Source organism: Ruegeria sp. CDSB013, from assembly GCF_059611165.1.
Genome location: NZ_JBXWPA010000007.1, coordinates 203,611 through 218,328, shown reverse-complemented (window position 1 = coordinate 218,328; position 14,718 = coordinate 203,611). Strand labels below are relative to the sequence as shown.

At 53.7% G+C, this 14,718-nt stretch carries 15 protein-coding genes; 8 read left to right on the top strand and 7 right to left on the bottom strand.

All coding sequences use genetic code 11. From position 1 onward, the window contains the following. Positions 1-3: 3 nt before the first annotated feature. Positions 4-1,416: an amidohydrolase family protein gene (locus AC2FJF_RS14035; RefSeq protein WP_496725951.1), complete on the bottom strand. Its 1,413-nt coding sequence runs from the start codon at positions 1,414-1,416 to the stop codon at positions 4-6. Between the two features lie 61 nt (positions 1,417-1,477). On the opposite strand from AC2FJF_RS14035, the gene AC2FJF_RS14030 reads away from it, so the two are divergent. The 5 genes from AC2FJF_RS14030 to AC2FJF_RS14010 all read left to right on the top strand — a co-directional run bounded on the left by AC2FJF_RS14030 (position 1,478) and on the right by AC2FJF_RS14010 (position 4,532). After that, a complete protein-coding gene (locus AC2FJF_RS14030; protein WP_496725950.1) occupies positions 1,478-2,146 on the top strand; it encodes an AraC family transcriptional regulator ligand-binding domain-containing protein in 669 nt (222 codons plus the stop codon). Positions 2,147-2,314: 168 nt separating this feature from the next. Beyond that, positions 2,315-2,548 carry a helix-turn-helix domain-containing protein gene (locus AC2FJF_RS14025; protein WP_496725949.1) on the top strand — a complete coding sequence of 78 codons (234 nt, stop codon included), beginning with the start codon at positions 2,315-2,317 and terminating at the stop codon, positions 2,546-2,548. A gap of 349 nt (positions 2,549-2,897) precedes the next feature. After that, positions 2,898-3,290 (top strand): copper resistance CopC family protein, encoded by a 393-nt coding sequence (locus tag AC2FJF_RS14020; protein WP_496725948.1) that lies wholly within the window; start codon positions 2,898-2,900, stop codon positions 3,288-3,290. Beyond that, complete coding sequence (locus AC2FJF_RS14015; protein WP_496725947.1) at positions 3,287-4,159, top strand: CopD family protein; 873 nt, start codon at positions 3,287-3,289, stop codon at positions 4,157-4,159. Before AC2FJF_RS14020 ends, AC2FJF_RS14015 begins: the two co-directional genes overlap by 4 nt. A gap of 184 nt (positions 4,160-4,343) precedes the next feature. After that, positions 4,344-4,532: a hypothetical protein gene (locus AC2FJF_RS14010; RefSeq protein ID WP_496725946.1), complete on the top strand. Its 189-nt coding sequence runs from the start codon at positions 4,344-4,346 to the stop codon at positions 4,530-4,532. A gap of 410 nt (positions 4,533-4,942) precedes the next feature. Here AC2FJF_RS14010 and AC2FJF_RS14005 read toward each other — a convergent pair whose 3' ends face one another. Beyond that, on the bottom strand, positions 4,943-5,659 hold the full coding sequence (locus AC2FJF_RS14005; protein ID WP_496725945.1) for a helix-turn-helix transcriptional regulator: 717 nt from the start codon (positions 5,657-5,659) through the stop codon (positions 4,943-4,945). Between the two features lie 88 nt (positions 5,660-5,747). On the opposite strand from AC2FJF_RS14005, the gene AC2FJF_RS14000 reads away from it, so the two are divergent. Next, a complete protein-coding gene (locus AC2FJF_RS14000; RefSeq protein WP_496725944.1) occupies positions 5,748-5,981 on the top strand; it encodes a RidA family protein in 234 nt (77 codons plus the stop codon). A 712-nt stretch (positions 5,982-6,693) separates the two neighbouring features. Here the strand turns inward: AC2FJF_RS14000 and AC2FJF_RS13995 are convergent. Further along, the gene (locus tag AC2FJF_RS13995) at positions 6,694-7,572 is read right to left on the bottom strand and encodes a LysR family transcriptional regulator (RefSeq protein ID WP_496725943.1); all 879 of its coding nucleotides are present in this window, start codon (positions 7,570-7,572) and stop codon (positions 6,694-6,696) included. Positions 7,573-7,647: 75 nt separating this feature from the next. On the opposite strand from AC2FJF_RS13995, the gene AC2FJF_RS13990 reads away from it, so the two are divergent. Next, the gene (locus AC2FJF_RS13990) at positions 7,648-8,565 is read left to right on the top strand and encodes a DMT family transporter (RefSeq protein ID WP_496725942.1); all 918 of its coding nucleotides are present in this window, start codon (positions 7,648-7,650) and stop codon (positions 8,563-8,565) included. A 208-nt stretch (positions 8,566-8,773) separates the two neighbouring features. On the opposite strand, the gene AC2FJF_RS13985 is transcribed toward AC2FJF_RS13990, so the two are convergent. The 4 genes from AC2FJF_RS13985 to AC2FJF_RS13970 form a co-directional block, all read right to left on the bottom strand. Beyond that, positions 8,774-9,553 carry an IclR family transcriptional regulator gene (locus AC2FJF_RS13985; protein ID WP_496725941.1) on the bottom strand — a complete coding sequence of 260 codons (780 nt, stop codon included), beginning with the start codon at positions 9,551-9,553 and terminating at the stop codon, positions 8,774-8,776. An 11-nt stretch (positions 9,554-9,564) separates the two neighbouring features. Further along, positions 9,565-10,923 (bottom strand): TRAP transporter large permease, encoded by a 1,359-nt coding sequence (locus AC2FJF_RS13980; RefSeq protein WP_496725940.1) that lies wholly within the window; start codon positions 10,921-10,923, stop codon positions 9,565-9,567. Then, on the bottom strand, positions 10,923-11,588 hold the full coding sequence (locus tag AC2FJF_RS13975) for a TRAP transporter small permease (RefSeq protein WP_496725939.1): 666 nt from the start codon (positions 11,586-11,588) through the stop codon (positions 10,923-10,925). The genes AC2FJF_RS13980 and AC2FJF_RS13975 overlap by 1 nt, the downstream gene beginning before the upstream one ends. A gap of 66 nt (positions 11,589-11,654) precedes the next feature. Then, positions 11,655-12,893 (bottom strand): TRAP transporter substrate-binding protein, encoded by a 1,239-nt coding sequence (locus AC2FJF_RS13970; protein WP_496725938.1) that lies wholly within the window; start codon positions 12,891-12,893, stop codon positions 11,655-11,657. A 109-nt stretch (positions 12,894-13,002) separates the two neighbouring features. Between AC2FJF_RS13970 and AC2FJF_RS13965 the strand changes: the two genes are divergently transcribed. Further along, positions 13,003-14,598 (top strand): GMC family oxidoreductase, encoded by a 1,596-nt coding sequence (locus AC2FJF_RS13965; protein ID WP_496725937.1) that lies wholly within the window; start codon positions 13,003-13,005, stop codon positions 14,596-14,598. Positions 14,599-14,718 lie beyond the last annotated feature (120 nt).

The following is a 14,718-nucleotide window of genomic DNA, read 5'->3' as shown; positions in this document are numbered from 1 at the left end:
TGTTCATTCCAGTGTGTTCTTGTATATTACACCGTCCTTCATGATCAGGCGGATTGTATCTGGGCTTTCAGGCCTCGGTTCGGCACCGAACCACTGATCACCTGTGCCGATAACCGAGAAGTCTTCAAGTGGGTTACCGTCGATCAGCAGGATATCCGCATAGGCGCCTTCTTCGATCACGCCCAGTTTGCCGGCGGTATACGGGTTCATAAAGTCACCCGACAATGCGACTACCTCGCCACCCGTCGATGTCAGCGTGACCATGGATGTATAGGGTCCAAAAAATTCATTGTTCAGATGCTTCTCGTAGGCAATCTGGATATTGCACGCCTCTACCGAACCAACACAGTCTGTCTGGAAACCCCGCTTCACCGGGCATTCTTTCATATTGTCGATATAGCCTGCAAACGTGGCCGAGGCAGACTTTGCCTTGGCCAGGCTCGCCGGAACATTCGCCACAGCCGGAATGTCGAGAAGGCCGGGGTCAAATGCCGTTAGGTTTGTTGTAATGTACGCACCCTTCTCGTTCATGACTTCGGCAATTTCGCAGTCAAAAGAAAAACCATGTTCGATTGACATAACACCTGCGTCGAGCGCACTCAGGATTGCTTCCTTGCGATAGGAATGCGCCATGACATAGCTGCCATATTCATGCGCGACCTGGACGGCGGCTCTGATTTCTTCGGGCGACCCGGCCAGCAATTGCCAAGGGTCGAATGCCGACACGACACCCCCGGATTGCATGAATTTCAATTGCGTCGCGCCCATACGAAAGTTGTTACGTGCGAATTTATAGACGTCATCAACACCACTGACCTCCTGAGCCATGTTCAGTCGACCCATATTCGTCTCTGAACCAGGTGGTGCTGTGAAATTCGCGAAGTCAGCGTGACCACCGCGTGTTCCGATAAACGCCCCAGACGGATAGTAACGAGGGCCCTCGATTTGCCCCGAGTCTATTGCCCTGCGTAGTCCACCATTAGCGCCGCCAGCATCCCGGACAGTGGTGAAACCCTGCATCAAATACATCTCGGCCATACGTGCACCGTGTATGGCAAAGTCCTCCCAGGTCGTGTTGGCCTCCATCGCTGGCAGCGTCGGCCCCATCAGCATAAGATGCGCGTGCAGTTCAATGAACCCGGGGGTCAGCGTCCGTCCCTCTCCGTCAATGACTGTAGCATTGGGGGCATCGATCGCATCGGTTGATACGGCCTTAATCAGGTTGCCCTCGACCAATACGCTGGCATTCTCGATGCGCTGTTCATTCACCCCGTCGAAGATATGCACGTTGGTAAACAGCGTTTGGGGTTCTTCTTGTTCCTGAGCCTGCGCGGACACTGAAAGAGAAAGAACTGCAGCGGCTATTACCGCCGAGCAAAGCGACATTCGTGGACCGGACATACGTACTCCCTTCATATTCATGTTTTGCCAACTGTAGTCCGGAAAAATTTGCCTCGGTTGCCACTTTTGAATTGGCATGTTCGAATGTGATCGTAAAAATGGCCACCAGCCAAAACTACTAATCATCACAAGGGTGACGAGCTTGCCTTTCAACTCCACCTCTCAAGAGCATAGCGAGGGCTTTATTCGCCTCTCCTTAGCCGCTCCGTTTCTGCAATATCTCACCGAACGCAAGATCAATCCGCAACCAGCATTGGATCAGGTCGGCTTGAAAGCCGAACTGTTGCCTGACCCATCCGTGTTCGTTCACTCAGAGTTGGTCTACGGATTGGTGAACGCCTTTTCAGAAGTGTCAGGGGATCGATATCTTGGATTAAATGTAGGGGAGACGTTTGACCTGCAAGGATGGCCGCCCTTCGCTCAAGCCTTGCAATCTACAAAAACGCTGTTCGAGTTTTTTACTCGCTTTGTTGGGCTCGTGCCGCAGGAGTCCAATTCTGTGCGGCACAGCCTTGTCATCGAAGCAGACAAAGCGACTTATCGTATCGAGAGGCAACAGGAGCCAACTGTCCCACCCATTCAGGTGACCGGTTTTGGTGCCGCAATCTATGTACGCTTATTGCAGACCGTCGTCGGAGAGTCCTGGGACTCTTCCCGTGTGCGATGGGAAAGCAGATACATCAATGGGCTGCCTATCGACTACAAAGGGATCGAGGTTGGCCTTGGGACTGATCCCGGAATGTAAATTAGTTTTCCTGTGGAATGGTTGTTTTTGCACCACGTCTCTGAGGGTTCTGCCAAGCCCATAGCATCACTTCGACAAGATGAAGAAGTAACCGTGGTGGCAGCTTTGCGATCTGTCTTACACGACAAACTGGATGAAACCGATTTGGGACCAGAGATGGTGGCTGGAATGCTGGGACTACAACCGGAACGGTTTCTGAAGGCGCTTCAGCAACAAGGCACAACGTTACCCCGCAAAATCAAACGGTTGCGTGTCGATGTCGCCAAAGAGCACCTCAAAGAAGGCCAGATGACAATTGCGGAGATTGGTCTGATGCTCGGCTATTCCGACAAGTCCCATTTCACTCGCTTTTTCCGAGGTCAGACCGGAATGACACCGACCAAGTTCCGCCTCGGTGTATAGTTACGTTGCAAATACTTGGGCTGCTTTTTCACTACATAACAAGCGCAAGCCGACAAGAATTTGCAACACACTTTTTGGTGCCCCTTTCTAAGGATAACAGAGGGACAATTGCCCCCATAGCCCTGCGGCGGTGCATGCCGCGCTGCGCCTCCGCTGCACCAACTCTTTATTTTAGTTCGATCAGCGACAAACCTGATCTCAACAAGTTGTCATATGATCTTGATGTGCCCAGAAGACCGTGTGACCATCAAGCCACTGACAACACGAAACATCTCTCGAAGATAGCGCTGGTTGCGGCAGTGAAAAACAGCACCATGTTGCACGTGCGGAATAGGGTAACCGCTGAGAAGTGGACGATGAGAAAGACAACGTTCCAACGGAATATATTGAGGACAGCACCATGAAAAAGATCATAACGTTCGCACTTGTCGCTGCTCTTCCCAGCGGCGTACTGGCGCATTCCAAGGTCGAAGAAACAACCCCTGCCGACGGAGCCACAATAACCGCTGTGCCCGCTGAAATTGGCCTCAACTTCTCTAAGGACATCCGGCTGACACGGATAGAATTGGCACATCAAGAACATTCCGCGGCAAGCCTAGAATTGGGCGACCAGAAAAGTTTTGGTCAGGAGTTCAAGATCCCACTGCCGAGCAATGGAACGGGCACCTATGTCATTGAATGGCGCGGTCTTGGTGAAGACGGTCATGCGATGCAGGGCGAGTTCTCCTTTACCGTGGAATGAGCATGCCAGACATTTGGGGCATTGCGGCAATCCTCGCAAAGCTAGGGCTCTACATCGGCTTTGCGGGGTCCACCGGACTTATGATAGTTAGTTGCCTCTATTCCGGCTTTGTCGCACCGATAAACCTTGTGATGAAACGCCAAGCAAGGGCCTTAGCATGCCTTGCTCTTGCCGCAACTGTAGTTGGCTTTATGCTTCGTGGGCCCGCCTTAACGGGCGGAGTTGACGGCATGGTCGACCCGGAAATGCTTGGTTTACTTTGGCAGACCCCCGTGGGCGACGTACTAGTTTACCGGCTTGTCGGTGCAGCATTGATCCTTGTGGGATTGTCTATTCCTCGATTTGGCCACTGGATCGTACTCGTGGGTGGTACATTGGCTCTGTGGTCCTTTGCGCAGATAGGGCACGTGCCGGAACTAGAGAGTGTCGGTGTTCAACTCTTGCTCTTATTGCACCTGCTTTGTGTAGCCTTCCGGGTGGGCATCTTTAGCCCGCTAAGGAATATGGCCCTAATGCCTGAACACCTGACCAATGCAGCTGAATTAGGGCATAGGTTTGGGCAAGCTGCTACATTGGTTGTACCGGTGTTAATCGTGGCAGGTCTCTGGATGGCTTGGTTGCTTGTTGGCAATCTCCAAGGGCTCTTGCTCACCGGCTACGGGCAGGCATTGTTGTTCAAGGTGTTCCTTGTGGCGCTGCTGATGATCCTCGCCGCTGCAAACAAGCTCCGATTTGTTCCGGCTATGCTGGGTGGAGAGGCAAAGGCAGCGCAACGCCTAGCCCGATCCATCGAAGTCGAGGCAATAATCGTATTAGTTGTGCTGGCGACAACGGCGACACTCACGAGCGTGCTAACGCTTCCGAGTTAAGGTAGGGAGAGATGAACAAACACCTGTGCGCGCTGGCTGTATACAGCATTGGCACCAACGTCGCTACAGATCATGAGTTGACAGACAGAGACCTAACGAATGGGCTGGAACTCTCCGCAGTGCACTGTGCTTCATGCCATGAAGTTAATCTAGAAGGCTACGACACTGCCGCGAGGCGTTCCTAATGCTCGACAACTTCGAAACACCAGCCAACGCAGCCGAGGGTGCTCAGGACGATGCACAGTCTGAAGACTTCCTATGCAGCGCGACACAGGTAATGACTGCTAACAAATCACTAGACCTGACCTACTACTATCACACGATGTACGACCGCACTGTGCACATGGTTGATCTCAAACAAATTGACTTCTAAGCGGTGGGTGACGCGATGATAGTCTTGCCTATAAGTGGCAATCGAGAACCCCCAATCGTCGACATGACATCGACCAATTAATCAGATGCGCACTTGAGCCACGGAAACAATAGAGTGGAAACGTGGCCCTAGACCTCAGCCCAAATGTGCTAGTTGCTCATATGCAAGTGTGACACACTATAAACCGCCACACTGCAATCATGTTCACTATCAGTGCATCAGTCGCTCGACGGTGATTCCTCTAGGCTCCACCAAATCCTGACGGATAATCCGCTACCCGTAGTTCTTCCTTTTTCGCAGAAGAAATATCCTTTGTGGCCGAACCGGACCTTAGTTCAAAATACGGATAAGGTCAGCTGCGCCCATGTTAGTCAATGCTACGCGTTCGACGGACAACCGCTTTGCCGATCCTACTGCAATTCGCTGTAGGGGCAGACATCTTCTTCAAACGGAACGTAGCGGCGGGAAAAATTGCTACCTTCTACGGCTGCCGGACGGCTAATCCTATCCATCCGGAAATGCCGAAAGTCCTCCCGCTGTGGGTCCCAGCCAACGAGGTACCACAATGGGGGCAGAACCAGCATTGCCTGTGGCTCCACTTTGCGGCGGGTCTGCCGTCCTCTTGCATCGCGATACGCAAAGGAGATGAGCTGGCGCCCAAGGAATGCCGTTTCAAAAGCAGGTAGCAACTCAGCATCCATTTTGCCCATGCCCGAAAGGTCTTGCTGCGGGGACAATTGACCAATGTGTAGGCAATCCAAGAAAGCGCGCAGGTCGCGCACTTTGTCTGCGGGCAGGGCCTTTTCGATCTTGGCTAGTCCGGCATCTGCCAGTTCCGAGAAAGGAAGGTTTCCCGCCGCCCGCGTGGCTGCCACGCTGATGAGCAGTGCAAAGACCTCTGGCACCGATAGCTTGGCTGTTGTCTGCATGGATTGCGGATCAAGCTGCAAGCCGCCACCGCGCCCCACATCGGAATGGATCACATAGCCTTCATCCCGAAGCGCGCTAATATCGCGCAGCACAGTGCGGCGGGACGCGCCCACCTCATCAGCAAGGGCATCAACAGTGGATGTACCGGTTCGGCGGAGGGTCCGCACAATCGCTTCATGTCTGAGTCGAACATTCATTTTGACAGGATAGCACAAATGGTGACAAGTTTTGTCACCATTTTGATCTACACCTGGTCCAGCAACGCAACAAAAAGGAGAATGCAACATGGAGCGGACAGCCGTGAACCCCTGGGAGTGGTCGCTCAAGCTGGGCTACAATCAGGCCGAGGTGACCAAGGGCATGACACATCAGGTCATTTGCGCCGGGCAGACATCTGTGGACGAGAACGGCGCGCCCCAGCACCCAAATGATATGCGCGCGCAGATCGCCTTGGCCCTGGACAATCTGGAAGCCGTAATCAAAGGCGCCGGCATGGATCTAAGCAATGTCATTAAGTAGTCACCAATAAGGAGGGCCTATGTCCGCTATGCGGACTTAGTTGCCGTTCGCATTTTGCCTCTGCGAGACCCAGATACATAGGCCTCCAACTATCAAAGTGAATGTCATTAACACCCACATCGCAGAGAAGAACACCTCATTCCCGCTTTCCTGGAATGGCATTCCTTCCAAAAAAGTACAGGCCGTCTGACCATTCACCAGTAGGGAAACACTGAGTTGATACGTGAAAACGGTTTGCCAAACCCATATCGGCCAGAGTGGTAGAGTTCCTAGCAACACAACGCGCCTTTGAGTGGTGAAATATAAGCTAATCAACGCGATACAGTACAGCCCGGCTGAGACAGCCGCACCAGCCAATCGGTCCGCATCACCCTGAGTACACGTACCCGCAAATCTCGCAAGAATAGCGTTCAATCCGCCAAGGTAGAAGGCAAATATCGAAGACAGTTTCCAGAAATGTTTTATGCTTCACCTGCCAATGGTAGATATTGAATTGCCGCATTGGAGCCTGCGCTGTTCGTTCGATCTTAGACGGTTGCAGGGGTTTATGTCACGCCCGCTTCGGGCTCACAGCAGACGTTCGATAGTCAACAATGAGGAGCACCGATGTCCGCTGAGCCGGGCAAACCTCTTGTTCACGAGGTGTTTTCTTATGTTCGAATTGAATAAAATGTACAAATCGAGATGTCGCTTCTTTCCCTTGCACACGTCGTCAAAGATCGTCTCTACTTTCTTTTACGACCTCAACAAAAGCGACCGCCGCAGGGGATGGCGTTGCGTGCGGATGCATCGCGAGACCAATCTTTCGTGTCCTGACTGAATTCAGCGGTTTGCTGACCCAGCCCTCTTTTCCGTTCGTTGGCGGCAAGGCCATCTCGGCCACCACCGAGACGCCTTGATTGCGTGCCACCATGGTCAAAGTACTTAGCATCTGCGATGTCCGATACCGAACATTTGGACTAAGACGGGACTGCGTGAACAAACGGCGAATGATCCGGGAAGAACCAGATTCCGGCATGATGAAAGGCATTTCGCAAAGCTCTTCCAATCGGATTGAAGATTGCCTGGCCAAAGTACTGTCAGCTGCAACCAAGGCGACAAACTGGTCCTGTGCCACAGGCCAGGTCCGGAAGCGTTCATCTGGTAACACGACAAAACCAAGATCAATGCGCCGGTCTTCGATCCAACGGATAATCTCATCGTCCGCAGCTTCTTCAATCAGCACTTCGATACCGGGATAGGCTGCGTGAAATGCCTCGAGAAGGCGCGGCAATATCTGCAATGATGATGTCGCACCAAAAGACCCGATGCGCAGTCTGCCGGTCTGCACTCCACGATACTCCGAGGCCTCCTGATGCATAGCATCGGCCAGCCCAAGAATTTCACGTGCGCGGGATAGAAGTCGTTCGCCCAACGGGGTCAGTTCGATTGGGGAGACGGTGCGATTAAAAAGCGTGATGCCAAGCTCATCCTCAAGACTCTTGAGGGCATGAGACACTGCGGGCTGACTTATCCCAAGTCGCAATGCAGCAGCCGTAAACCCGCGCGTTTCGGCAAGAGTGACAAAAATATCAAGCTGACCAAAAGTCATAAGTAAATACTCATTTGACTATAACATAGTATAACTGAAATTCGGCATGGGCAATCCGATGTTTTGGGTGTTTCCATGTCCCAAGCCCTGTCATATCCCATAGCGTCGCAGAGCGCTTTGCTTTACGTCCGGCTCTCAATGGTGGCCTTCCTGTGGGGCGGGACATTTGTTGCCGGCCGCGTAGTTTCGGGTGAAATGCCCCCTCTGGTCGCGGCAACTGCGCGGTTTGGCCTGGCGTCTCTGGTATTGCTTTATCTTGTCTCGAAAGCGGAAGGTGGTTTGCCCCGCCTCAACTGGCGGCAGAGTGTATTGATTGTGCTTCTGGGACTGTCCGGCGTCTGCCTTTACAACCTGTTCTTCTTTGCCGCTCTGGCTGAGATGCCAGCTTCGCGAACGGCACTGTTTGTTGCCTTCAATCCGATAGCCGTGGCTCTAGCCGGGGGGCTGATTACGCGACGGCTCCTACCGATTGCGCAAGTTGCCGGGATTTGTGTGGCACTAGCCGGGGCCGTGATCGTGATTAGCGGAGGGGACGTTGCCGGACTGATGACTGACGTCCGGCAGAGTTTTGGGCAGGGAGAACTGTTCATGCTGGCAGCGGTGGGTAGTTGGGTGGGCTATACGCTTCTTGGACGCAAAGCCTTAGGAAGCCTCTCGCCACTGGCGGCAACTACCTGGGCTGCACTAATTGGGTTTGTGTTTCTGGTATTGGGGTTGCCGCTCGCCGGTCCCGTGCAACTGTCGCATTTGCCCACGTTCACCTGCACTTTGGCCATCATCTATCTGGCCATTGGTGGAACAGTCGTGCCATTTGTTTGGTACTATCGGGGGGTACACTCGCTTGGACCTGAGCGTACGGCAGTATTCACCAATCTCGTCCCCGTCTTCGGGGTAGCCCTTGGGGCGGCTATCTTGCGCGAACCGGTTGAGGTTTCCATGCTGGTGGGCGGTGCGCTGGTGATCGCCGGAGTTTCACTCACCAACCGAGGATGACATTATATATGCCAAGAAACAGGCGGCAAGACAGTTTTTCGTAGATTGATTGCTGGCTGTCGCAGCGGACCTCAACGTGTTCAAACATCCGGGGCAATAACGGCAGATCGTTGCTTGGCCGAGGGCCGAAATCTCCCAAAGGGTAATTGGCAGAAGAAACGATCAGATTTGTGTCGCTTCAAAGGGCAGCTTAAATCCCGACGCTTCTCTATGACGAAAGCAATCCCGATAATTTGTTTGCTCCAAACTGCAAGAGCGATAGAAACTGCACTAAACTTTGCATTTCGTGACGCTGGGTTGGCGCGTGAACAGACAGTGTTGCCACAAGCCGATTGTGTTTATCCAGGACGGGGACAGCTATTGCGGTCATCCCGGGCATGAATTCCTCGTCGTCCGTTGAGTATCCTTTTTGGGCGATACCCAAGATTTCTGCGCGCAATGCTTCCGGGTCAGTTATTGTTTTTTGGGTGTTCGGGTTCAGCTTACGGGCGGAAAGAAACCCATCCAGCGTGTTTTGACGAAGCGTGGACAGGTACATCTTTCCGCTGGCAGTGCAATGAAACGGAACCTGAGTGCCAATCGGCAATTGAATCCTCAAGGGCCATTCCGTTTCCACCCGGTCCAGATAAATCATTCCTTCCCGATCCGGGATGGCGAGGTTGCAGGTTTCGCCAATTTCGTCGGCGACGCCCCGAAGGATCGCGAGACGAGCCGTTCGAATGTGCTCCGATGACACCGTATTTACTGAAAGCTCTCGCAACCGTGGTCCTGGTCCATACGATCGGCCATCGAGGTCTCGTTGAAGGAACCCTTCGGCCTCGGCCGTTTGAAGCAACCGATGGACCGTTGGTTTTGCCAGACCCAATGATTCAATCAGGTCTGACGGTTTGACTGCGACACCGCGCCTTGCAACCTCTTCAAGGAGAAGTAGCAAACGCAGGTTCGTCGGGATTTGGGTTTCTTTCTCTCGTGTATCTGCGTTTGCCATTCCGCTAAACTCTAGTTGTTTGGCAGAAGTATCAAGGCCAGATCAGGCACTAGAGAAACCAAAATCCATACAGAGAGCAGAGCCACAAGGTACGGAACGGTGTAGCGCAGCAGCCGGAAGTACGGCACACCTGTCACACCTGACGCAACATAGAGGTTCAGACCATATGGCGGCGTGATGAACCCAATCGAGGCACCCACAAGGAAAATCACCGAAAAATGGATCGGGTCGACCCCTACGGACGCAGCAATCGGTGCGAGGATCGGCGCAAGGATGATCGTCACCGGTAAGCTTTCCAGAACCATGCCTGAGAAAAAGACGATGACCATCGATGTGAACAGAACCGCGTAATACCCACCCATCGAGGTCACGAAATCTCCGATCGTTTGTTGTGCGCCAAGCAAAGACAAGATCTGTTGCATGACAACCGAGATCGCAATCAGAGGGGCCAGAATGCCGGTAATCTGGGCTGAGCGGATCACGATCGAGGGGATCTCAGGAATCGTGAAGCCTTCGACAACCAGCATTTCGGCAAAGCTTTTGTCTGTGGGTGATACATCATCCCGCGCGCCCATGATCCGGTTGATCGGATAGCTGACCAAGCCCGCGATGACACAGAAACCAACGGTGACCCCCGCCGCCTCAGTTGGTGAGAATTTGCCTGTATAGATGCCCCAAAGCACGAGACCAATGGCGAAAAAGCCGAGCCATGCACCAAATGCCGTTTTGAGAACCCGGTTCAGTTGCAGCGGGATCAGGTGCCCCCACCCGTTGATCCGACAGATGATCCAGCACGCAAATTGCATACCAAAGACCATAAGCGCGCCGGGTAGAATACCGGCCACGAACAACTCGGAAATGGGAAGGTTCATCAAGAACCCGTAGACGATGAAGATGATGGATGGAGGAATGATGATCCCAACCGTACCGCCCGCCGCCGCCGTGGCCGCGCTAAAGCGTTCGTCATAGCCGCCTTTGACCATCTCAGGGTGCAGCATTGAACCGATGGTTGCGGTCGTTGCAGAGTTCGACCCAGAAATCGCGGCAAACAATCCACATGCCCCAAGGGATGCCATAGCCAGCCCGCCGCGTATCCAGCCTAAACAGGAATAGGCAAAATCACTCAGCCGCCGCGCGATCCCCGACTTGTTGATTAGGTCCCCGGTCAGGATGAACAGCGGCATCGCCAACAGGGCGAAGCCTTTGTTGAACACGTTCAGCAGCTCTGCACCCATGTTGTCGAGTGTCAGGCCCAGAACGAATGAGCATCCGATCACCCAGTATCCGATGACAAGCAGTACCGGTACGCCCAACATGAACAGAAACGTCACGCCCAGCGAAATTAGTGTAACCAAAGTTCCGTCTGTCATCAGTCTGCCCCTATCACGGCCTGCTTGATCAGCGGCTCTCCGGTTTTCCAGTTGTGCAAGTCGTCAGCAAGGTTTTGAAACACTCGGCCAACCATCAGAAAGAAGGACACGGGCGCGGCCAACAGAAACCACCACTGCATGATGTTGTCTGTCCCAAGCACGATCTGGAAGTTCGAGGCTGACAGCGCCACGAGGCGTGTTGTGGTCACGATGACGATTACTGCAAAGATGAACCACAAAATGGCATCCAAAAACAAACACGCCAGTTGACCGCCGCGCGGCATCGCGGTGCGAAACTCGCTGAAGCTAAGGTGCGTGCGCAGGCGGACATTATAGGACGCACCAAACCAGGCCATTATCATGAACAAAAGCGGAGGAATGGTGGTGGACCAGGGTTCCTGATCGTTGAAGACAAAGCGGTCAATCACACCCCAGAAGATGATCAGCGCAATGGCAAGGTAGGAATAGACCATGATCGACCGTTCGAAGTGGCGTTCAACAAAGGGCACTTTACGATAGATCAGCATTACAAGAAAACCGCCGAGCGCGGCGGCAACAGTGCCGACAACCCAGGCGGCGTCAGATTCCAATGCGGATTGGATTTCGAATGAATCGCGAGTGAGCAAGGCGCTGAATATTGCCCCGATATCTGCCCAAAATGACATGAACCCCGTCCTCCCAGTCGGTGTTTAGAGAAACCGGCCCACGAGGGGCCGGTTCGAAATGTTAGATCAGGCCGCGCCTTTCCACCAACGGCGGGGCTCGACGTTTTCTGGCAGTGTGTCTGCCGGAATTTCGCGCGCGATGTCGTAGATTTCCTGATAGGTGTCGATGCCACCTGCCCATTTGTTCAGTCGCTCACGCCACTGCGCCCATGGTTCAGGATTGAAGTTCGGCGCGCACATCTCTTCGGCCAGTTTGATCTGGTCGTCAGCCAGGAACGCCGCACGTACACCGTTTTCGGCAAAGATCGTGTTGGGCAGCTGCGGATCCGAGAAACCGACCGTGTTCAGTAGTGCAGCTTCGTTCGCACCCTGAATAAGGGCCTGCGTGAAATAGGACGATTCCATAACGGCGTCCTGCAGCTCTCCACCTAGTCCGTCGAACACCTTGGCTGACATCGACGTGTGTTCGGTTCCGCAGAAGAACTTGAGGTTCACAGATTGGGAAACGACCGGAGCCATGTTCGCGTATGCAACGGCTGATGCCCAGGTCTCCGCCCCGTCAATCAGGCCGGTTTTTAGGGCATCCAGGGTTTCTTCCCACGCCACCGGTACCGGATTCAGGTTCAGTAGCTGCATGGCGATCCGGCCAAGCTGTGTCCCAGTCACACGGTTCTTTGTCCCGAACAGTTCTTCCAGTTTGGTGACTGTAGGTTTGTCAGAGAAGGTCGAGCCCATTTGCAGGCCGCGCAGTTCACAATGGGTGAACAGGAACTTCAGCCCGTGGCGCTTTTCGAGGGGGTCTCGCAGAATGCGCTGGCTTTCGGGACTGTAGAAGAAATGATATTGGGCCGCCCTGCTGGGGAACATATAGGCATAGTCCAGCACGTTCAGATATGGCGCACCGCCCGCAGAGTTCTGGGTCGACGCCGCATAGATGTCGACGATTCCCTGCTGCGTCTTCTCAACACAACTCAGCTGTCCGCAGATCTGGTTGTCGCCAATGAACTCGATCCGAATCTCACCGTCAGTGCGTTCTTCCAGATCTCGGGCGAATTCGATGGCCCCTGCCCGTTCGATCAGCAGGTTGCGCGTATTGAAACCTGATGCACCGAATTTCAGCGTGTGCTTGGGTTCTTTCGAGAACCTTTTTTCATAAGTTGATTCTGCGGCTTGCGCCAAATTGGCCAAACTCATCGCGCCGCCAAATCCACCTGCCGCCAGCAGCGTTGAACTCATGCCATAGCGCCCGGCTACGCGGAAAAAATCCCGCCGTGAGACACCGCTTAGTTTCTTACCGATCTCCATTGCTTACCTCCCTGATCGCAACTATTGAGACGTTTTGTATCAAAAAATGCTAGTATAGTTCCGGCAATTTGCATAGTGTTTTTTTCAGTTACCTTGGGAGGAGACCATCATGGAGGTGGATTATGCAGTCGTCGGAGCAGGCTCTTCGGGCTGCGTCATTGCCAATCGGCTAAGCGCTGACCCCAGCACAACAGTGGCATTGTTGGAAGCTGGCGGACCTGACACAAACCCGTGGATTCACATACCGGTTGGATACTTCAAAACCATGCATAACCCCTCATTGGATTGGTGTTACCGCACTGAACCAGATCCAGGTTTGAATGGACGCTCGATTGATTGGCCGCGCGGAAAGGTCCTTGGCGGATCTTCCTCGTTGAACGGGCTTTTGTATGTTCGTGGTCAGAAAGAGGACTACGACCGCTGGCGTCAGATGGGTAACGTCGGCTGGGGTTGGGATGACGTCTTGCCTCTGTTCAAACGCAGCGAGGATCAAGAGCGCGGCGAAGACGCATTTCATGGTACAGGCGGCCCGCTGTCGGTGTCCAACATGCGCATTCAGCGACCGATCTGCGACGCCTGGGTAGCCGCCGCCCAAGAGGCGGGTTACCCGTTTAATCCTGACTACAACGGGGTCGATCAGGAAGGCGTTGGCTACTTTCAACTGACCACTCGGAATGGTCGTCGTTGCAGTGCGGCCGTTGCATACCTCAAACCGATCAGGAACAGGCCGAACCTGAACATCATCACCCGTGCATTGGTAACCAAGGTCGAACTGGACGGCAAAAAAGCAACCGGGCTTCTTTATCGCGACCGATCGGGTGAAGTGAAGTCGGTCAAAGTGCGCCGCGAAATCATCTTGTCCGGTGGTGCCATCAACTCACCTCAGATTTTGATGTTGTCAGGCATCGGAGACCCGGATCACTTGAAGGCCAACGGCATTGAACCCGTTCATTCGCTGCCCGGCGTCGGCAAAGGGCTGCAGGATCACTTGCAGGCACGCCTGGTCTTCAAATGCAACGAGCCAACGCTGAATGATGAAGTGCGCAGCCTGTTCAATCAGGCACGGATCGCGCTGAAATACGCGCTATTCCGGGCCGGACCTATGACAATGGCAGCCAGCCTGGCCACCGGATTTCTGAAAACCCGCCCCGAGGTTCAGACTCCTGACATTCAATTCCACGTTCAACCCTGGTCTGCCGACAGCCCCGGAGAGGGCGTGCACCCGTTTTCTGCCTTCACAATGTCCGTCTGTCAGCTGAGGCCGGAAAGCCGCGGAGAACTGCGTCTGGATGGCCCCGATCCGGCCAGTTACGTCAAGATCATTCCAAACTATTTGTCGACGGAAACTGATTGCAGAACGATCGTCGACGGCGTGAACATCGCGCGGGACATCGCCCGGCATAATCCACTGGCTTCTAAGATTTCAGAAGAGTTCCGGCCAACCTCTGATCTGTCCCGCGATGACTACAAAGGCACTTTGGATTGGGCGCGCTCGAATTCCGTCTCGATCTATCACCCGACAGGAACCTGCGCGATGGGTACCTCGGAAAGCTCTGTTGTGGACCCAAACCTGAAGGTCAAAGGAATCGAAAATCTGCGCGTTGCCGACTGTTCAATCATGCCGGAAATCGTCAGCGGCAATACCAATGCGCCAGCGATTATGATCGGAGAAAAAGCCAGTGAGTTGCTAAGCGCAAACAAGTGAGTTTTGGGCTTTTCGTATCATTTTGCCGGTCCGACATAGGTAAGTTCCGCAAGTTGGGACACGTCGCAGAAATTGGCCCAAACACGCACGTTGATCGCGGTACAACGAAAGTCTGCTTTG

Coding starts and splice junctions, on each gene's coding strand:
- AC2FJF_RS14035 (WP_496725951.1), bottom strand. CDS start 1,416: ATGAAGGGAGTACGTATGTCCGGTCCACGAATGTCGCTTTGCTCGGCG.
- AC2FJF_RS14030 (WP_496725950.1), top strand. CDS start 1,478: ATGTTCGAATGTGATCGTAAAAATGGCCACCAGCCAAAACTACTAATC.
- AC2FJF_RS14025 (WP_496725949.1), top strand. CDS start 2,315: ATGCTGGGACTACAACCGGAACGGTTTCTGAAGGCGCTTCAGCAACAA.
- AC2FJF_RS14015 (WP_496725947.1), top strand. CDS start 3,287: ATGAGCATGCCAGACATTTGGGGCATTGCGGCAATCCTCGCAAAGCTA.
- AC2FJF_RS14010 (WP_496725946.1), top strand. CDS start 4,344: ATGCTCGACAACTTCGAAACACCAGCCAACGCAGCCGAGGGTGCTCAG.
- AC2FJF_RS14005 (WP_496725945.1), bottom strand. CDS start 5,659: ATGAATGTTCGACTCAGACATGAAGCGATTGTGCGGACCCTCCGCCGA.
- AC2FJF_RS14000 (WP_496725944.1), top strand. CDS start 5,748: ATGGAGCGGACAGCCGTGAACCCCTGGGAGTGGTCGCTCAAGCTGGGC.
- AC2FJF_RS13995 (WP_496725943.1), bottom strand. CDS start 7,572: ATGACTTTTGGTCAGCTTGATATTTTTGTCACTCTTGCCGAAACGCGC.
- AC2FJF_RS13990 (WP_496725942.1), top strand. CDS start 7,648: ATGTCCCAAGCCCTGTCATATCCCATAGCGTCGCAGAGCGCTTTGCTT.
- AC2FJF_RS13985 (WP_496725941.1), bottom strand. CDS start 9,553: ATGGCAAACGCAGATACACGAGAGAAAGAAACCCAAATCCCGACGAAC.
- AC2FJF_RS13980 (WP_496725940.1), bottom strand. CDS start 10,923: ATGACAGACGGAACTTTGGTTACACTAATTTCGCTGGGCGTGACGTTT.
- AC2FJF_RS13975 (WP_496725939.1), bottom strand. CDS start 11,588: ATGTCATTTTGGGCAGATATCGGGGCAATATTCAGCGCCTTGCTCACT.
- AC2FJF_RS13970 (WP_496725938.1), bottom strand. CDS start 12,893: ATGGAGATCGGTAAGAAACTAAGCGGTGTCTCACGGCGGGATTTTTTC.
- AC2FJF_RS13965 (WP_496725937.1), top strand. CDS start 13,003: ATGGAGGTGGATTATGCAGTCGTCGGAGCAGGCTCTTCGGGCTGCGTC.